The following is a 13,970-nucleotide window of genomic DNA, read 5'->3' as shown; positions in this document are numbered from 1 at the left end:
TACGCTGGCAACTTTCCTCGGGGGAGTTGCCAGTGGATTGAGCGTTATGGAAGCTGGACGTTTTGGAAAAGAGGGCGCTGCCATGCACGATGATCATCACCAGGAGGAGTGGTCGCTCGAAACGCTCGCCATTCGCGCGGGGCATCACCGCACGTTTGAGCAGGAGCATGCCGAGCCGATTTTTCCCACCTCGAGCTTTGTTTACGAGAGTGCTGCCGAAGCTGCCCGCAAGTTCGGTGGTCAAGAGCCGGGTAACGTCTACTCGCGTTTCACCAATCCGACGGTACACACCTTCGAGCGCCGACTGGCGGCCCTGGAAGGCGGTGAGCGCTGTGTCGCCACCAGCTCTGGCATGGCCGCCATTCTTTCGACGGCCCTGGCACTACTGTCGGCAGGGGATGAGATCGTCGCCTCGCGTTCGCTGTTTGGCTCTACGGTCAGCCTGTTCGACAAGTATCTGGGCAAGTTTGGTATTACCACGCGCTATGTGGAGCTTTCCAATCTGGCAGCCTGGGAAGCCGCGGTAACGCCCGCCACTCGGCTGATGTTCGCCGAAACGCCGTCCAATCCGCTTTCCGAAGTGGCCGATATTCCGGCTCTGGCTGCGTTGGCGAAGCGCAGCGGGGCCTTGCTGGCCATCGATAACTGTTTCCTCACGCCTGCCCTGCAACAGCCGCTGGCGCTGGGGGCCGATCTGGTAATTCACTCGGCCACCAAGTATCTGGATGGCCAAGGGCGCGCCGTGGGTGGCGCGGTGGTAGGGCGTCATGACCTGCTGGAAGAGGTGTATGGCGTCGTGCGGACCTGCGGCCCCTGCCTGAGTCCGTTCAACGCATGGATCTTCACCAAGGGGCTCGAGACCCTATCGCTACGCATGAAAGCCCACTGCGAGAACGCCTTGAGCCTGGCCCGCTGGCTCGACCAGCACCCCGCCGTCAATCGGGTGTATTACAGCGGTCTGGAAGCACATCCTCAGCACGCGTTGGCCAAGCGCCAGCAGCAGGGCTTTGGGGCCGTGCTGGGGTTCGAGGTGCTGGGTGGGCAAGAGGGCGCCTGGCAGGTGATCGACGCCACGCGCATGCTGTCGATTACCGGCAATCTGGGCGATGTCAAAACCACCATCACTCACCCGGCCACCACGACCCACGGGCGCCTTTCCGAGGAACAAAAGGCCGCCGCAGGGATTGCGCCGGGGCTGATTCGGGTAGCCGTCGGGCTTGAAAGTCAGGCGGATATCCAGCGTGACCTGGCCCGTGGCCTGGATGCGCTGGCTGCTCGTTGAAGTACGATATTGTGACGACTGACCGGCCATTAGGCCGGTTTTTTTATTGGCGATACACGCCAACGTTTCATAAAGTGACATGGTGTGGCCATGATGAAACGGTTTTTCCGAACGATGCGTTCTGCTTTTTTCAGCAGTGTTTTGCCATTCGAAAGGTTATGATTTTTATAACAAACGAAGCATGCTGCGGGGCAGTATGCAGCCGTCAATGGGGAATCAAGGATGTGGCGTAATACACGCAGCGGCTGGGGGCTGGTCAGTATCGCGTTTCATTGGCTGAGCGCTCTGACCATTATTGGCTTGTTCGCGCTTGGCTGGTGGATGACCGGGTTGGGTTATTACGACCCCTGGTACAATCAGGCGCCCTGGATACACCGCTCGGTGGGCGTGTTGCTGCTCATCGCCACCTTCGGTCGATTGGCCTGGCGCATGATACAGCCCAGCCCGGCTGCAGAGGGTGGTCGGTTCGAGCGTCTGGCAGCTCACCTTGGCCACATAGCCCTTTACGTTTTGATGCTGATGGTACTGTTCAGCGGCTACCTGATTTCGACCGCCAATGGCCGTTCCATCAGTGTATTTGGTTGGTTCGATGCGCCCGCCATCGTGCATGGCTTGCCCAATCAGGCCAGCGTGGCGGGAGACATCCACTGGTACAGCGCGCTGGTGCTCATGGTATTGGCAGGTGGGCATGCACTGGTGGCACTGGTTCACCACTGGCGCTTGGGGCACGATACGCTGCGCCGCATGATCAACCCGCGCCATGGGCAGCCAAATCGTCATGGCCAGCCAAAGATTTGAACCCTGTTCTACTCACCGCGGACTCATGATGGATCCGCACTCTTGACCAAGGAAAGCGAGGAGATAGCAATGTTGAAGAAGACAGCGATTGCCACGGCACTGGCCGCAGCGGCTCTGGTTCCCCTGAGCCAGGCGCAGGCGGCTGACTATCAGATCGATATCGAAGGCCAGCACGCGTTCGTGCAGTTCAAGATCAACCATCTGGGCTTCTCTTACATTCTGGGCAGCTTCGAGACCTTCGATGGCCAGTTCCATTACGATGCCGACGACCTGGACGCGTCTTCCGTCTCCATGGAAGTGCAGGTCAACAGCCTGACCACCAACCATGCCGAGCGTGATCGTCATATTCTGAGCGCTGACTTCCTCAACGCCAGCGAATTCCCCACGGCGACCTTTACGTCCACTGGTTTCGAAGCCACGGGTGACAACGAAGGCGTGGTGACCGGCGAGCTGACGCTGCATGGCGAAACTCAGGAAATCGAAATGCCGGTAACCCTGATGGGCGAAGGCGAAGACCCCTGGGGTAACTACCGCGCCGGTTTCGAAGGCAGCACCATGCTGACGCTGAGTGACTTCGGCATCGACATGAGCGACTTCCCGGAAGCCATGCACGAGCTGGAGCTGTACGTTACCTTCGAAGGCATCCGCCAGTAAGCGATGCCCGATGAAAGCGCTGCCACCCTCACGGGTGGTGGCGTTTTTTGCGTTTTAGGGCACCCGTCAACCGAGCAATACACCAAGGAGGCCGCCGTTGGCAGCCGCTATGCAACAACGTGAGTTGGCCATCACCCTATGGCGCCAAACCTGGCCCATGGCCATTGGCGTTCTGGCGCTGCTGGGGTTTCAGCTGGTCGACAGCGCTTTCATCGCGCGACTGGGCACGGCCCCGCTGGCCGCGCAGTCGTTCACTTTTCCGCTGTCGTTTTTGATCATTGGTATTCAGGTGGGGATGGGCATTGCCATTGCGGCGCTCATCTCCCGTGCCTTGGGGGCCGGTGAGCAGGCCAGAGCCAAGCGCTGGAGTAGCCTGGTGCTGGTAGCCAGTGGTGCGGTCATCGGTGTGCTGGCCGTGGTGCTTTGGGCGTTGCAGGAGCCCTTGTTCAGCCTGCTGGGGGCTGACCAGCGTGCGCTGGGGCACATTCGAGCCTACTGGGCGCCGCAGCTGTTCGCTGCCTGGCTGGGCGCCTTGCTCTATTTCATCTACAGCGTGTTTCGGGCCCACGGCGATACTCGGTTGCCCGGCAAGATGATGGTGGTCAGCAGCCTGGTGAACCTGGTGCTGGACCCGCTGTTCATTTTTGGCCTAGGCCCCTGGGAGGGGTGGGGGTTGCCGGGGGCTGCCTGGGCCACGGCCATCGCCTTTGCCGTGGGCTTATGGTTTACCAGCCGTAAGCTGTATCGCCGTGGGTGGGCGACGATGGACGCGCTGTGGCCAGAGGCCAAACGCTCCTGGCGTCCTTTCACCGGCATTGCCGCGCCAGCCATGGTCAGCCAGCTGATGCCGCCGCTGGCCGCCATGCTGGCGATTGCGGCGGTGGCCGGTCTTGGCGATACCCAGGTCGCGGCCTGGGGGTTGGCCAGCCGGTTGGAAACCCTCTCGCTGATGGTGATTCTTGCCATGACCATGTCGCTGCCTCCCTGGTTGGGGCGCTGCTATGGGGCTGGAGACTGGGAGCAGATCCACCGTTTGTTGCGCCTGGCGCTGACCGTGGCCGTGGCCTGGCAGTTGGCGTTAGGCGTGTTGTTGGCGCTGGCTTCACCCTGGGTGGCCATGGCGCTGGCCGGTAATCCGGAAGTGCAGAGCGAGCTGGCGCTGCTGATACGTTTTCTACTGCCCAGCTATGCGGCGCTGGGCGTGTGCATGCTGGTGGTCTCGGCGGGCAATGCGCTGGGCTGGCCGCTGCGGGCCATGCTGCTCTCCAGTGCGCGGCTGTTCGTTTGCTACCTGCCGTGCCTTTGGGTGGGGGCTCAGCTGTTTGGCTGGACGGGCTTGGCTGCCGGTGCTGCGGTGGGGAATGTGTTGGCAGGCCTGATGGCCTGGGGGGTGCTGCGGCGGATTCTCTCCCGCCCGCATCGGCGGGCGGGAGCGTCATGACCCTACGACAGGTTCAGTGCAGGCGGCGTGATTCCTGAAACGAGAAGTACAGGAACAGCAGCGCCATGGCGAGGTAGCCCATGACGAAGTCGGGGGCCGCATTGAAGGCCAGCTGCGGTGCATGCATCAGGCCAACGAATGAAAAGCCCGCCGCGATGGCGGCAAAGGCCGCTGCCCGGCGGAACTGATGGTCGATCACCGACACGGTCATGGCGCCCAGCAGGATGGCCATGAACATGGCGCCTTGCCCCAGCACGACGATGGCGCTGGAGATGTCGCTGACCACCTCACCGGCTCCCCGGTTGAAGCGCGTCATCACATAATTGGCGAAGTAGGGCAGCATCGCCAGGGCGATGGCTGGGTAGTAGCGGGTATCGTTGGCCTGGAACGCAGTGGCGATCATGGACATTCCCACGAACACCAGAATAGGCGCCACGACGGAGACCGGGATGATGGCCGCCAGGGCAGCAATCAGGCCGAACATGGTGGCCAGCGCGTAGACGGCGCCGTTCAGCAGGCTGTAGCCGCGCCCTGCGCCCATCCATTTGGCGCCCACCGTGGCAATGTAGACCGTGGTAGGAAACACGCCCCCAAACAGCGCCCCGATCATGGTGCCCGCGCCATCCACGGCCTGGCACTCCCGCACATCGTACTTGTCGCCTGCGGCTTCCATGGCCTCGACGTTGTTCATGGTTTCGATGGCGTTGTACAGGGTAATGGGTAGCACCACGGTCAGGACGGCCAGCATGCCGGTGAACAGCAGGCCCAGCCCTTCGAACCAGGCGAGATTGGGCAGCAAGGGGTAGAACCCCAAGTGGGTGAAGGCATCGCTGAAGCGCTCGGTGCCTGCATCGCCAATCAGGTAGGCCATGGTCGTCCCGATGACGATGGCAAACAGCGAGGTGGGGAGCTTGAAGGGCATGCTCACCCTAGCGACCAGGCCCACGATGATGATCCCCAGCACCAGCAGGCCAATGACCGGCATTTCCAGCGTCTTGAACAGCATTTCACCGGCGATGAAGGTCAGCGCAACGCCTGCCACGGCACCCAGCATGGCGGCTCGGGGCAGGTGATACTGTACCCAGCGGCCCACGACGCTGATCAGCGCTTCGATGGCTCCGCTGATGAAGCAGGCAGCTACGGCGACTTTCCAGGCGAGTTCGGCATCGCCGGTCAGCTGTTTGGCGGGCAGCAGCACCCCGAACAGGAAGACGAACATCACCGGCGTGGAAATACCGTAGGAGAGCGCCGTGACGTCGCTGCGGTTCTCCTTGCGCGCCAGGCGAGCGGCGCTCCAGGCGTAGTAGAAGTTGCCCACCATGACGGCGACCGCCGCCCCTGGCAGCACCTGCCCATACACGATGGAGGCAGGGAAACCCATGCCCAGCATGGTAATGGCGATAATGACGAAATTGGCGATGTTGTTCTGAAACAGCGCAAAGAAAGCGTCGGTATCTTCTTTTTTGTACCAGGGGTAGGGAGTGCTGGCAGCCGCCATGTTGTGCCTCTCGGTTATGGTGTGTTGTATACAAGGCTACGCTGAGTGTGCCGAATGTTTGACTAATCGGTCAAGCGTTGCGTTGTCACGGACGCCGCGCGGGCGCCCCAGGCTCTGGCGGCGAAGGCGCAATTGTACACATCATTGTTCAAGAGGTTGATCTTTCGAAACAAAAACGCCCGGGCCAAGGCCCGGGCGTGATACGTCAGTGCGTGAGATCAGTCGTTGACTGCCGCGATGGCCTTGGCCAGGTAGGGGAGATTCTCGTGGGAGAAACCTGCCACGTTGGCACGGCCCGAGCGCACCATGTAGATGCCGAACTCGTCACGCAGGCGGTCTACCTGTTCCGGAGTCAGGCCCGTGTAGGAGAACATGCCGCGCTGCTCGGCCACGCAAGCGTATTTTTCCGCCAAGCCGTAAGGCTTCAGCGCTTCGACGAAATCGCGACGCAAAGTGTTGATGCGGTCGCGCATTTCCGTCAGCTCTTCACGCCACAGGGCGGATAGCTCGGCATCGTGGAGGATTTCGCTGACGATGGCGCCGCCGTGGGCGGGCGGGTTGGAGTAGTTTTCCCGGGCAACGATGGCCGCCTGGGAGCGAACGTTCTCCATCTGCTCGGCGTTCTTGGCCACCAGAATCAGGCAGCCAGTGCGCTCGCAGTAGATGCCGAAGTTCTTGGAGCATGAGCTGGTGATGATCACTTCATCCAGGTTTTCAGCCAGCAAACGAACGCCGTAGGCGTCTTCGTCCAGACCTTCACCGAAGCCCTGGTAGGCGAAGTCGATCAGCGGCAGCAGCTTGCGCTCTTGCAGAACGGCCATGACTTCCTGCCACTGCGCTTGAGAAAGATCGAAGCCGGTGGGGTTGTGGCAGCAGGCATGCAGCACGACCACGTCGCCTTCGGGGATCTGCTTGAGGGCTGCCAACATGCCCGCGAAATCCAGACGGTTCTCGGCATCGACGTAAGGGTATTTGTGCAGTGCAATGCCTGCCGCGGTGAAGATGCCGTGGTGGTTGGGCCAGGTGGGGTCGCTGACCCAGATGCCCTTGCCCGGTAGCTGGTTGGCGATGAAGTCTGCCGCCAGGCGCAGGGCACCCGTGCCACCCGGTGACTGCGTGGCGCTGGCACGCTTGGCTTCCAGTACCGGTGAGTCGGCACCCAGTACCATGGGCAGCACGGCATCGCCATAAGCGGGGGCACCGTGGGAGCCAATGTAGGTTTTGGTGGTTTCATTCTTGAGCAGGCGAGCTTCTGCTTCCTTGACCGCGCGCATGACCGGGGTATTGCCCGCTGCGTCACGATACACACCGACACCAAGGTCCACTTTCTGCGGATTGGTGTCTTTCTTGAAAGCTTCGATCAACCCGAGAATGGCGTCTCCAGGGACTCGCTCAATTTGCTCAAACATTTATTCGACTACCTCGTCGGTTCTGGCGGCAAGAATGAAATCATTGAGATGCAGGCCGCGCAGGGTATGCGTCCACCAGGTCACGGTGGTGCGCCCCCACTCGGTCACAATGACCGGATGATGCCCAGCCTGCTCGGCGACCTCACCGACCCGTTGGGTAAATGTCAACGCATCGGCGAAATCACGAAACGCAAAGCGTCTCGTCAACTTCATGATGCCATCGTGTTCGATAATCTGCCACTCTGGAAGTGTGGCCAGATGGGGTTGGCATGCCTCATGAGCGAGCGGCATGGCATCTGACGACACGGGCTGGAAGGCAGTGCGAGCGAGGCTTTGCATGGTCGGTCTCCGGGCGCGATCAGTATAGCGTCAGGGTAGAAGACGCACGCAGTCCCGGCCAACCTCCTTGGCACGATAGAGTGCCTGATCCGCGCGCTCCATCAGGCTGGTCAGGGGTTCGCCGCAACGGTACTCCGCCACGCCGATGCTCAGCGTGACGCTGGCTTGGCCAATGCCGAAATCGTGTTCGGCGATGGTTTTGCGCAGGCGGTCGGCAAGCGCATGGCATTGCTGCAGCGAGGTAAGCGGCAACAGTACCATGAACTCTTCACCTCCCAGGCGGGCCACGATGTCTTCACAGCGCAGCAGCGACGTGGTCAATGTGGCCAGCTGTTTGAGTACCTTGTCGCCCTGCAGGTGCCCCCAGGCGTCATTGAGCTGCTTGAAGTGATCGATATCGATCATCATCACCGATAGAGGAGAGCCATGGCGCGTGCTCAGGGAGCTCAAATGGGTCAGTTGCAGCATCAACTTGCGCCGATTGGCGAGGCCGGTCAGCGGGTCGGTGTCGCACAGTCGGCGCAGGCGCTGCTCTTCCAGCACCTGCTCGGTGATGTCCATCATGATGCCACTCCAGCGCACCCCGTTGGTCAAGGGCTCCGGGGTGGCACTGACCGCAATCCAGCGCGGGTTGTCCTCGGGAAAGGGCAGCTGAAAGCGGGTGGTCAGCGGCAGCATCCAGCGTGCCGAGCGCTCGATGGCTGACATGATTCTGGGGTAGTCGCTGCCGGTGAGTTGCTCCAGCAAGGGCTGGGCATCTTCAGCAAGCTGATGCTTGTCGATATACGCAAGCGCCATGCCGCCGCCTTCCATATAGGGAAAGCACATGTGCCCGCTATGGGCACGATAAAATCGAAAAATGACCCCGGGAATACTGCTGATCAACTCTTCCGAGCCAACGGTGCCGGGATTTGCAGTAACGGGTGCCTCATTCACGGGCATGCGTGAATCTCCAGACAATAGGCCTATTATAAGTTAGCCGTAAAGATTAGCCCTAAAAAGGTAAATGGGATGTAAGCCATTGCTGACAAATTGTCTTTTATTGATAATTTTTTGGAATTAAAAAAATATTTTTAATTCTATATTTTGTGATTTTGCGTTGTCTGGCCTGTGCAGCATGAGCAATTCGGTTTAAAATTACTTTTTTGTATATAAATCATTATTTTTATTACTTTGGTGGCGGTTTTGGGCACGCAGCCAATACATGAAGGGGGGATGACGACCATGGTAGCCACGAGCTCCCAGCCAAGTGCTGGTCGTGTCAGTCTGGTAGGCGCAGGGCCTGGCGACCCGGACTTACTGACATTGAAAGCTTACCGGCGGCTCAAGAGCGCCGAGGTGGTGCTTTATGATCGTTTGGTGAGTGATGAAATCATCGCGCTGCTACCCTCGGAAGCGGCGCGCTACTATGTGGGCAAGGCGCGTTCATCCCACAGTGTTCCCCAGGAGGGGATCAATCAAGCGCTGGTGGATTGGGCCCGACAGGGCAAACAGGTGGTTCGACTGAAGGGTGGCGACCCTTTCATCTTTGGTCGCGGTGGCGAGGAGCTCGAAACCCTGGTGGCAGCGGGCATCGAGGTAGAGGTCGTGCCCGGTATTACGGCGGCATCTGGCTGCGCTGCCTATGCCGGCATACCGCTGACCCATCGTGATCATGCGCAATCCGTGCGTTTCGTGACCGGGCATTTGCAGCAGGGCGAGTTTAACCTCGATTGGCCTACCCTGGCACAGCCTGGCCAGACCCTGGTGTTCTATATGGGGTTGAGTAATTTGACGTCGATTTGCGAGGGGTTGATGGCCCATGGTCTAGCGCCAGAAACGCCGCTGGCGCTGATCGAGCAAGGTACCACGCGTCAGCAGCAGACCCACACGGGTACGCTGGGGCATCTGCCCAAGGCTTTTCTGCAAGGCGCTATCCAACCGCCCACGCTGTTGATCGTGGGAAGCGTGGTGACACTGCATGCGCAGCTGTCGTGGTTCGAGGCGGAGCAGGGGAGCGCTCAGGGGTTTGGCGAAGATAGCCATTTTTGTAAAGCGCAGCGGCCATAACGTGATTGTCATGCGCGTAGAAAACAAGAGAAAGCGCGCTATCCCGGTGGACGGCTGGCGATATGCGGGTGGCTGTGTATGCTGATAGGGACTACTTTTAGAAACGATCGTTGATGGTAACGAACGTTTTGTCACTCACGTTGCTATTACCAGCAGCCAAGCGAAGAGAGGGATGCAGCATGTCAGAAGCAAACCACCCAGAGCCGCAAACACCTGCTGGCAAGCCCGATATGAAGACGCTGTTTCAGGATAACCGCGTCAAGGGGATTGCCGGTATCGCGGCCATTGCGGTGATATGGGCCATCATGGCGCAGTCCAATGCAGGCACCCATCGTGATCGCGTCGAGCGGCTGGAAGGTCAGCTGAATAGTGTCGAGCAGGAAAATGCCCAGCTGAGCCAGCGTCTGGCTGAGGTCGAAGAAGCCGAAGCAGACCTGACGGCCATGCGCGAAGAAATAGCCCTGTTGGCGCAACAGCAGGAGGAAGCGGCCGAGACGCTGGCTTCCGCCCAGGGCGAGGTAAGTACCGTGCAGTCGCGTCTGGAAGAGCTGGAGTCCCAGGTCAACGAGGCCAGCGAGCGCCTGGCCGAGCTGGAAGAGCAGATTGCCAGCCAGCAGAGCGAGCTGGAGTCGCTGCAGGAGGAGCGTGATAGCGTGATCAGCGAGCGCGATGCGATGCAGTCCGAGATCGAGTCCATGACCCAGCTGCGCGAAGAGGAAGAAGAGAGCCTGAGCCAGGTGCGCAGTGAAATGGATGATCTGATGGTGGCGCTGGACATCGGACGCGAAGAAGTCGCCAACGTCGAGCGCGATATCGAGACTCGCGAAGAGCAGTTGGAGCGGCTGGAAACCCAGCTACGTGAATGGCGTGAAGAGCTGGCCGCGCTAGGCGACCGCCTGCACGTGGATGACGCCGCCAACGATGAGGTGCCTGACCTGTCAGGTGATCAAGAGAGCGAGGGCGACGACGCTGACGCTGACGATACGCAAGCGCAGTAAACGGAGTTCCGATGGCTGAGGCCATCGTGTTCTTCCAAGAGCGGGCACGGGGCTTCCCATGCCCGCTTTTGTTTTTGTCGGTTTAGAAATGGGCGGTGGAGGAGTATCATTCCCGCCAGACCATGCAGGTATTCAACAACGGGAGAGCCATTGATGGATGGTGTGAAACATATCGTGGCCGTGGCCTCGGGCAAGGGCGGTGTCGGCAAATCGACCGTGACCGTGAATCTGGCGCTGGCATTGGCGGCTCAGGGCTATCGCGTAGGCGTGCTGGACGCTGATATCTATGGCCCCAGTCAGGCGCAGATGCTGGGCGTCAAGGAAGGGGTGCGCCCTCAGGCCGGGGAGAACAACACGTTTCTGCCGCTGGAAGCGCACGGTATCCAGGCCATGTCGATGGCGTTCATGGTCAATACCCGAGATGCCATGGTATGGCGTGGCCCCATGGTCGTGGGGGCGTTCCAGCAGATGCTCAACCAGACCCAGTGGGACAACCTGGACTTCCTGCTGATCGACATGCCGCCCGGTACCGGCGACATCCAGTTGACGCTGGCGCAGAAAGTGGCCGTATCGGGTGCCGTGATCGTGACGACGCCTCAAGACATCGCACTGCTGGATGCTCGCAAGGGCATCGAAATGTTCCGCAAGGTCAATGTGCCTGTGCTGGGGGTAGTCGAGAACATGAGCCTGTACCACTGCGAACAGTGCGGCCATGAAGCGGCGATCTTTGGCACCGGTGGTGGCGAGCGCATTGCCGAAGAGTACGACACGACGGTGCTGGGTCGGCTGCCGCTGACGCTGTCGATCCGTGAATTGGCCGACTCCGGGCGCCCCAGCGTGGTTGCCGAGCCGGAGAGTTCCGTGAGCCAAACGTTTGCCGAGATTGCCCGTCAGGTGGCGCAGTCCGTCAACGCCCATCAATCCGGTGGCCCGACGATTTCCTTTAGCGAGTGATGAAGTAACCGATGAGCATTAAATCAGACAAGTGGATCCGCCGTATGGCGCAGAGCGATGCCATGATCGAGCCCTTCGAAACCGAGCAGGTGCGCTACGTCAACGATCAGCGGGTGATCTCCTACGGCACGTCCAGCTACGGATACGATGTGCGCTGTGCCGATGAGTTCAAGGTGTTTACCAATATCCACTCGGCGATTGTCGATCCCAAGTCGTTCGATGACAAAAGCTTCGTCGATGTAAAAGGGGACGTGTGCATCATCCCGCCCAACTCGTTCGCGCTGGCGCGCACGGTGGAGTACTTCCGTATTCCGCGTAACGTGCTGACCATTTGTCTGGGTAAATCGACCTACGCGCGCTGCGGCATCATCGTCAACGTGACGCCGCTGGAGCCGGAGTGGGAAGGCCACGTGACGCTGGAGTTTTCCAACACGACCAACCTGCCTGCCAAGATCTATGCCCATGAAGGCGTTGCCCAGATGCTGTTCCTCGAATCCGACGAGGTCTGCGAAACCTCGTACAAGGATCGCGGCGGCAAGTACATGGGTCAGCGTGGGGTAACCTTGCCCAGAACGTGATTGGGAAGGCCTGATCGATCAGCCATTGTCAGATGGCAAGAGAAAAACGCCCTGATGCAGTCATGCATCAGGGCGTTTTGAGTTGGATGCCACGATGGGTCAGGCGTCGTTGGCTTCTTCGTCCAGTTCTTCGGCGGCATCCGCATGGGAAAGACGCATGCCATGGGGCGGTAACAGGTGGCCGTCCATGCGTGCGCCTTCGGCGGTGTACTGCAAGCGTCCTTCAAGGAACCAGTGAACGGCAATCGGGAAGATCAGGTGTTCACGGGCATGGACCTTCTCCTTGAGGGTCTCGACGCTGTCGTCGGCGGTGACGGCGAGCTCGGCTTGCAAGACCACCGGCCCTCCGTCCAGCTCTTCGGTGACGAAATGCACGCTGCAACCATGCTGGGCAACGCCATCGGCCAAGGCTCTGGCGTGGGTGTTGAGGCCCTGGTAGGCAGGCAGCAGCGACGGGTGAATGTTGAGCATTCTGCCCAGGAAGCGCTGTACGAAGCGTGGCGTCAGAATCCGCATGAAGCCCGCCAGAACGATGAGATCCGGCTCATGGCGTTCGATCACTTTGATCAGCGCGCCGTCGTAGGCGTCGCGACTATCGTATTCACGGTGGGGCAGAGCCACCGCTTCGATACCCGCTTCGTGGGCGCGCTTCAGACCGTAAGCGTCCGGCTCGTTGGAGATGACCGCGACGATCTCGCCGCCCAGACGGTCGTGCTGCTGGGCATCGATCAAGGCCTGCAGGTTGCTGCCGCTGCCGGAGATCAACACCACCACACGGCGCGCTCCCACGGGGTCCGGGGTCAGGTCGTTGAGGGTGTCCGTGCTGTACTCGGTACTGCTCATGCCTGCGGGCCTGCCTTGAGGTTGTTCAGTACCACAGCCTCGTCCTCGCGTGCCACGATGTGACCAATCTGGTACACGGTTTCACCTTGAGCCTGCAAGTGAGCCTTGGCGGCTTCCGCCTGGCTCGCAGGCACTACCACCACCATGCCGATGCCGCAGTTCAGCACGCGGTGCATTTCGGTTTCGTTGACGTTGCCCTTGGCTTGCAGCCAGTTGAATACTTCCGGGCGCTGCCAGGTGGTCAGGTCGATCTGTGCCGCCAGGTGGTCGGGCAGCACGCGGGGAATGTTTTCCAACAGGCCGCCGCCGGTGATGTGCGACAGCGCATGCACCGCCAGCTCCGTTTCACGCATCATCGAGAGCAGCGATTTCACATAGATGCGCGTGGGGGCCATCAGTGCCTCGCTCAGCGGCTTGCCGTCCACCTGCTCTTCCAGCGACGCCTGGCTGACTTCGAGGATCTTGCGAATCAGGGAGTAGCCGTTGGAGTGAGGGCCGGAAGAGGCGAGGCCCAGCAGCACGTCGCCTTCGGCAACCTTGCTGCCGTCCAGGATCTCCTCTTTCTCCACGACGCCAACGCAGAAGCCGGCCAGGTCGTAGTCGTTGCCTTCGTACATGCCGGGCATCTCGGCGGTTTCGCCGCCCACCAGGGCACAGCCGGCCAGTTCGCAGCCTGCACCAATGCCGGTGACCACGTCGGCGGCGATATCCACGTCCAGCTTGCCCGTGGCATAGTAGTCGAGAAACAGCAGCGGCTCGGCACCGGCCACGATCAAGTCATTGACGCACATGGCTACCAGGTCGATCCCAATAGTGTCATGCTTGCCCAGGTCCATGGCCAGACGCAGCTTGGTGCCTACGCCGTCGGTACCAGAGACCAGTACCGGTTGACGGTAACCCGCAGGCAGCTCGCACAGGGCGCCGAAACCGCCGAGGCCGCCCATGACCTCCGGGCGTGACGTGCGCTTGGCCACATGCTTGATGCGGTCCACCAGGGCATTGCCTGCATCAATATCGACGCCTGCGTCCTTGTAGCTGAGAGAGGGAGTCGACTGGGAAGAGGAGGTCTCGGTCATGACGGGTCCTGTGAAGCCTATGCAAAGCGATTGTGCTGGCAAATTGCCAGT

General features: G+C 60.4%; 14 protein-coding genes. 8 read left to right on the top strand and 6 right to left on the bottom strand.

The window, feature by feature from the left end; genetic code table 11:
* The first annotated feature begins 82 nt into the window (after positions 1 to 82).
* The 4 genes from CWI66_RS06495 to CWI66_RS06480 all read left to right on the top strand — a co-directional run bounded on the left by CWI66_RS06495 (position 83) and on the right by CWI66_RS06480 (position 4,175).
* Positions 83 to 1,282, top strand: a complete 1,200-nt coding sequence (locus CWI66_RS06495) for an O-succinylhomoserine sulfhydrylase (RefSeq protein WP_100731242.1) — start codon at positions 83 to 85, stop codon at positions 1,280 to 1,282.
* Between the two features lie 222 nt (positions 1,283 to 1,504).
* On the top strand, positions 1,505 to 2,080 hold the full coding sequence (locus CWI66_RS06490; RefSeq protein ID WP_081138990.1) for a cytochrome b: 576 nt from the start codon (positions 1,505 to 1,507) through the stop codon (positions 2,078 to 2,080).
* A 69-nt stretch (positions 2,081 to 2,149) separates the two neighbouring features.
* The gene (locus tag CWI66_RS06485; RefSeq protein WP_016914033.1) at positions 2,150 to 2,734 is read left to right on the top strand and encodes a YceI family protein; all 585 of its coding nucleotides are present in this window, start codon (positions 2,150 to 2,152) and stop codon (positions 2,732 to 2,734) included.
* Positions 2,735 to 2,843: 109 nt separating this feature from the next.
* Entirely contained in the window at positions 2,844 to 4,175 is a 1,332-nt protein-coding gene (locus CWI66_RS06480) for an MATE family efflux transporter (protein WP_100731241.1), read from the top strand.
* A 13-nt stretch (positions 4,176 to 4,188) separates the two neighbouring features.
* On the opposite strand, the gene CWI66_RS06475 is transcribed toward CWI66_RS06480, so the two are convergent.
* The 4 genes from CWI66_RS06475 to CWI66_RS06460 form a co-directional block, all read right to left on the bottom strand.
* Entirely contained in the window at positions 4,189 to 5,673 is a 1,485-nt protein-coding gene (locus CWI66_RS06475; RefSeq protein WP_016914030.1) for a uracil permease, read from the bottom strand.
* A gap of 218 nt (positions 5,674 to 5,891) precedes the next feature.
* On the bottom strand, positions 5,892 to 7,082 hold the full coding sequence (locus CWI66_RS06470) for an amino acid aminotransferase (protein ID WP_100731240.1): 1,191 nt from the start codon (positions 7,080 to 7,082) through the stop codon (positions 5,892 to 5,894).
* Positions 7,083 to 7,421, bottom strand: a complete 339-nt coding sequence (locus CWI66_RS06465; RefSeq protein ID WP_016914028.1) for a 4a-hydroxytetrahydrobiopterin dehydratase — start codon at positions 7,419 to 7,421, stop codon at positions 7,083 to 7,085.
* Positions 7,422 to 7,451: 30 nt separating this feature from the next.
* The gene (locus tag CWI66_RS06460) at positions 7,452 to 8,363 is read right to left on the bottom strand and encodes a GGDEF domain-containing protein (RefSeq protein WP_016914027.1); all 912 of its coding nucleotides are present in this window, start codon (positions 8,361 to 8,363) and stop codon (positions 7,452 to 7,454) included.
* Positions 8,364 to 8,636: 273 nt separating this feature from the next.
* On the opposite strand from CWI66_RS06460, the gene cobA reads away from it, so the two are divergent.
* The 4 genes from cobA to dcd all read left to right on the top strand — a co-directional run bounded on the left by cobA (position 8,637) and on the right by dcd (position 12,000).
* Positions 8,637 to 9,470, top strand: a complete 834-nt coding sequence (gene cobA / locus CWI66_RS06455; protein ID WP_100731239.1) for a uroporphyrinogen-III C-methyltransferase — start codon at positions 8,637 to 8,639, stop codon at positions 9,468 to 9,470.
* 179 nt (positions 9,471 to 9,649) lie between these two features.
* On the top strand, positions 9,650 to 10,468 hold the full coding sequence (locus CWI66_RS06450; protein ID WP_100731238.1) for a kinesin: 819 nt from the start codon (positions 9,650 to 9,652) through the stop codon (positions 10,466 to 10,468).
* A 153-nt stretch (positions 10,469 to 10,621) separates the two neighbouring features.
* A complete protein-coding gene (apbC, locus tag CWI66_RS06445) occupies positions 10,622 to 11,422 on the top strand; it encodes an iron-sulfur cluster carrier protein ApbC (RefSeq protein WP_016914024.1) in 801 nt (266 codons plus the stop codon).
* 11 nt (positions 11,423 to 11,433) lie between these two features.
* Positions 11,434 to 12,000, top strand: a complete 567-nt coding sequence (dcd, locus tag CWI66_RS06440) for a dCTP deaminase (RefSeq protein WP_016914023.1) — start codon at positions 11,434 to 11,436, stop codon at positions 11,998 to 12,000.
* A gap of 99 nt (positions 12,001 to 12,099) precedes the next feature.
* Here dcd and purN read toward each other — a convergent pair whose 3' ends face one another.
* Together purN and purM are read right to left on the bottom strand one after the other, a co-directional pair.
* Positions 12,100 to 12,843 (bottom strand): phosphoribosylglycinamide formyltransferase, encoded by a 744-nt coding sequence (gene purN / locus CWI66_RS06435; RefSeq protein ID WP_100731237.1) that lies wholly within the window; start codon positions 12,841 to 12,843, stop codon positions 12,100 to 12,102.
* On the bottom strand, positions 12,840 to 13,919 hold the full coding sequence (gene purM, locus CWI66_RS06430) for a phosphoribosylformylglycinamidine cyclo-ligase (RefSeq protein ID WP_039182255.1): 1,080 nt from the start codon (positions 13,917 to 13,919) through the stop codon (positions 12,840 to 12,842). The genes purN and purM overlap by 4 nt, the downstream gene beginning before the upstream one ends.
* Between the last annotated feature and the right edge of the window lie 51 nt (positions 13,920 to 13,970).

The organism is Halomonas sp. 141 (assembly GCF_002810305.1).
GTDB lineage: Bacteria > Pseudomonadota > Gammaproteobacteria > Pseudomonadales > Halomonadaceae > Vreelandella > Vreelandella stevensii.
The sequence above is the reverse complement of the archived record's forward strand: the minus strand, read 5'-3'. Positions and strand labels throughout refer to the sequence as shown.

Excerpts from the sequence above, each read along its gene's own strand:
- purN (WP_100731237.1), bottom strand. The coding sequence starts at position 12,843 with ATGAGCAGTACCGAGTACAGCACGGACACCCTCAACGACCTGACCCCG.
- CWI66_RS06450 (WP_100731238.1), top strand. The coding sequence starts at position 9,650 with ATGTCAGAAGCAAACCACCCAGAGCCGCAAACACCTGCTGGCAAGCCC.
- CWI66_RS06470 (WP_100731240.1), bottom strand. The coding sequence starts at position 7,082 with ATGTTTGAGCAAATTGAGCGAGTCCCTGGAGACGCCATTCTCGGGTTG.
- purM (WP_039182255.1), bottom strand. The coding sequence starts at position 13,919 with ATGACCGAGACCTCCTCTTCCCAGTCGACTCCCTCTCTCAGCTACAAG.
- CWI66_RS06480 (WP_100731241.1), top strand. The coding sequence starts at position 2,844 with ATGCAACAACGTGAGTTGGCCATCACCCTATGGCGCCAAACCTGGCCC.
- CWI66_RS06485 (WP_016914033.1), top strand. The coding sequence starts at position 2,150 with ATGTTGAAGAAGACAGCGATTGCCACGGCACTGGCCGCAGCGGCTCTG.
- cobA (WP_100731239.1), top strand. The coding sequence starts at position 8,637 with ATGACGACCATGGTAGCCACGAGCTCCCAGCCAAGTGCTGGTCGTGTC.
- CWI66_RS06495 (WP_100731242.1), top strand. The coding sequence starts at position 83 with ATGCACGATGATCATCACCAGGAGGAGTGGTCGCTCGAAACGCTCGCC.
- dcd (WP_016914023.1), top strand. The coding sequence starts at position 11,434 with ATGAGCATTAAATCAGACAAGTGGATCCGCCGTATGGCGCAGAGCGAT.
- CWI66_RS06490 (WP_081138990.1), top strand. The coding sequence starts at position 1,505 with ATGTGGCGTAATACACGCAGCGGCTGGGGGCTGGTCAGTATCGCGTTT.
- CWI66_RS06460 (WP_016914027.1), bottom strand. The coding sequence starts at position 8,363 with ATGCCCGTGAATGAGGCACCCGTTACTGCAAATCCCGGCACCGTTGGC.
- CWI66_RS06475 (WP_016914030.1), bottom strand. The coding sequence starts at position 5,673 with ATGGCGGCTGCCAGCACTCCCTACCCCTGGTACAAAAAAGAAGATACC.
- CWI66_RS06465 (WP_016914028.1), bottom strand. The coding sequence starts at position 7,421 with ATGCAAAGCCTCGCTCGCACTGCCTTCCAGCCCGTGTCGTCAGATGCC.
- apbC (WP_016914024.1), top strand. The coding sequence starts at position 10,622 with ATGGATGGTGTGAAACATATCGTGGCCGTGGCCTCGGGCAAGGGCGGT.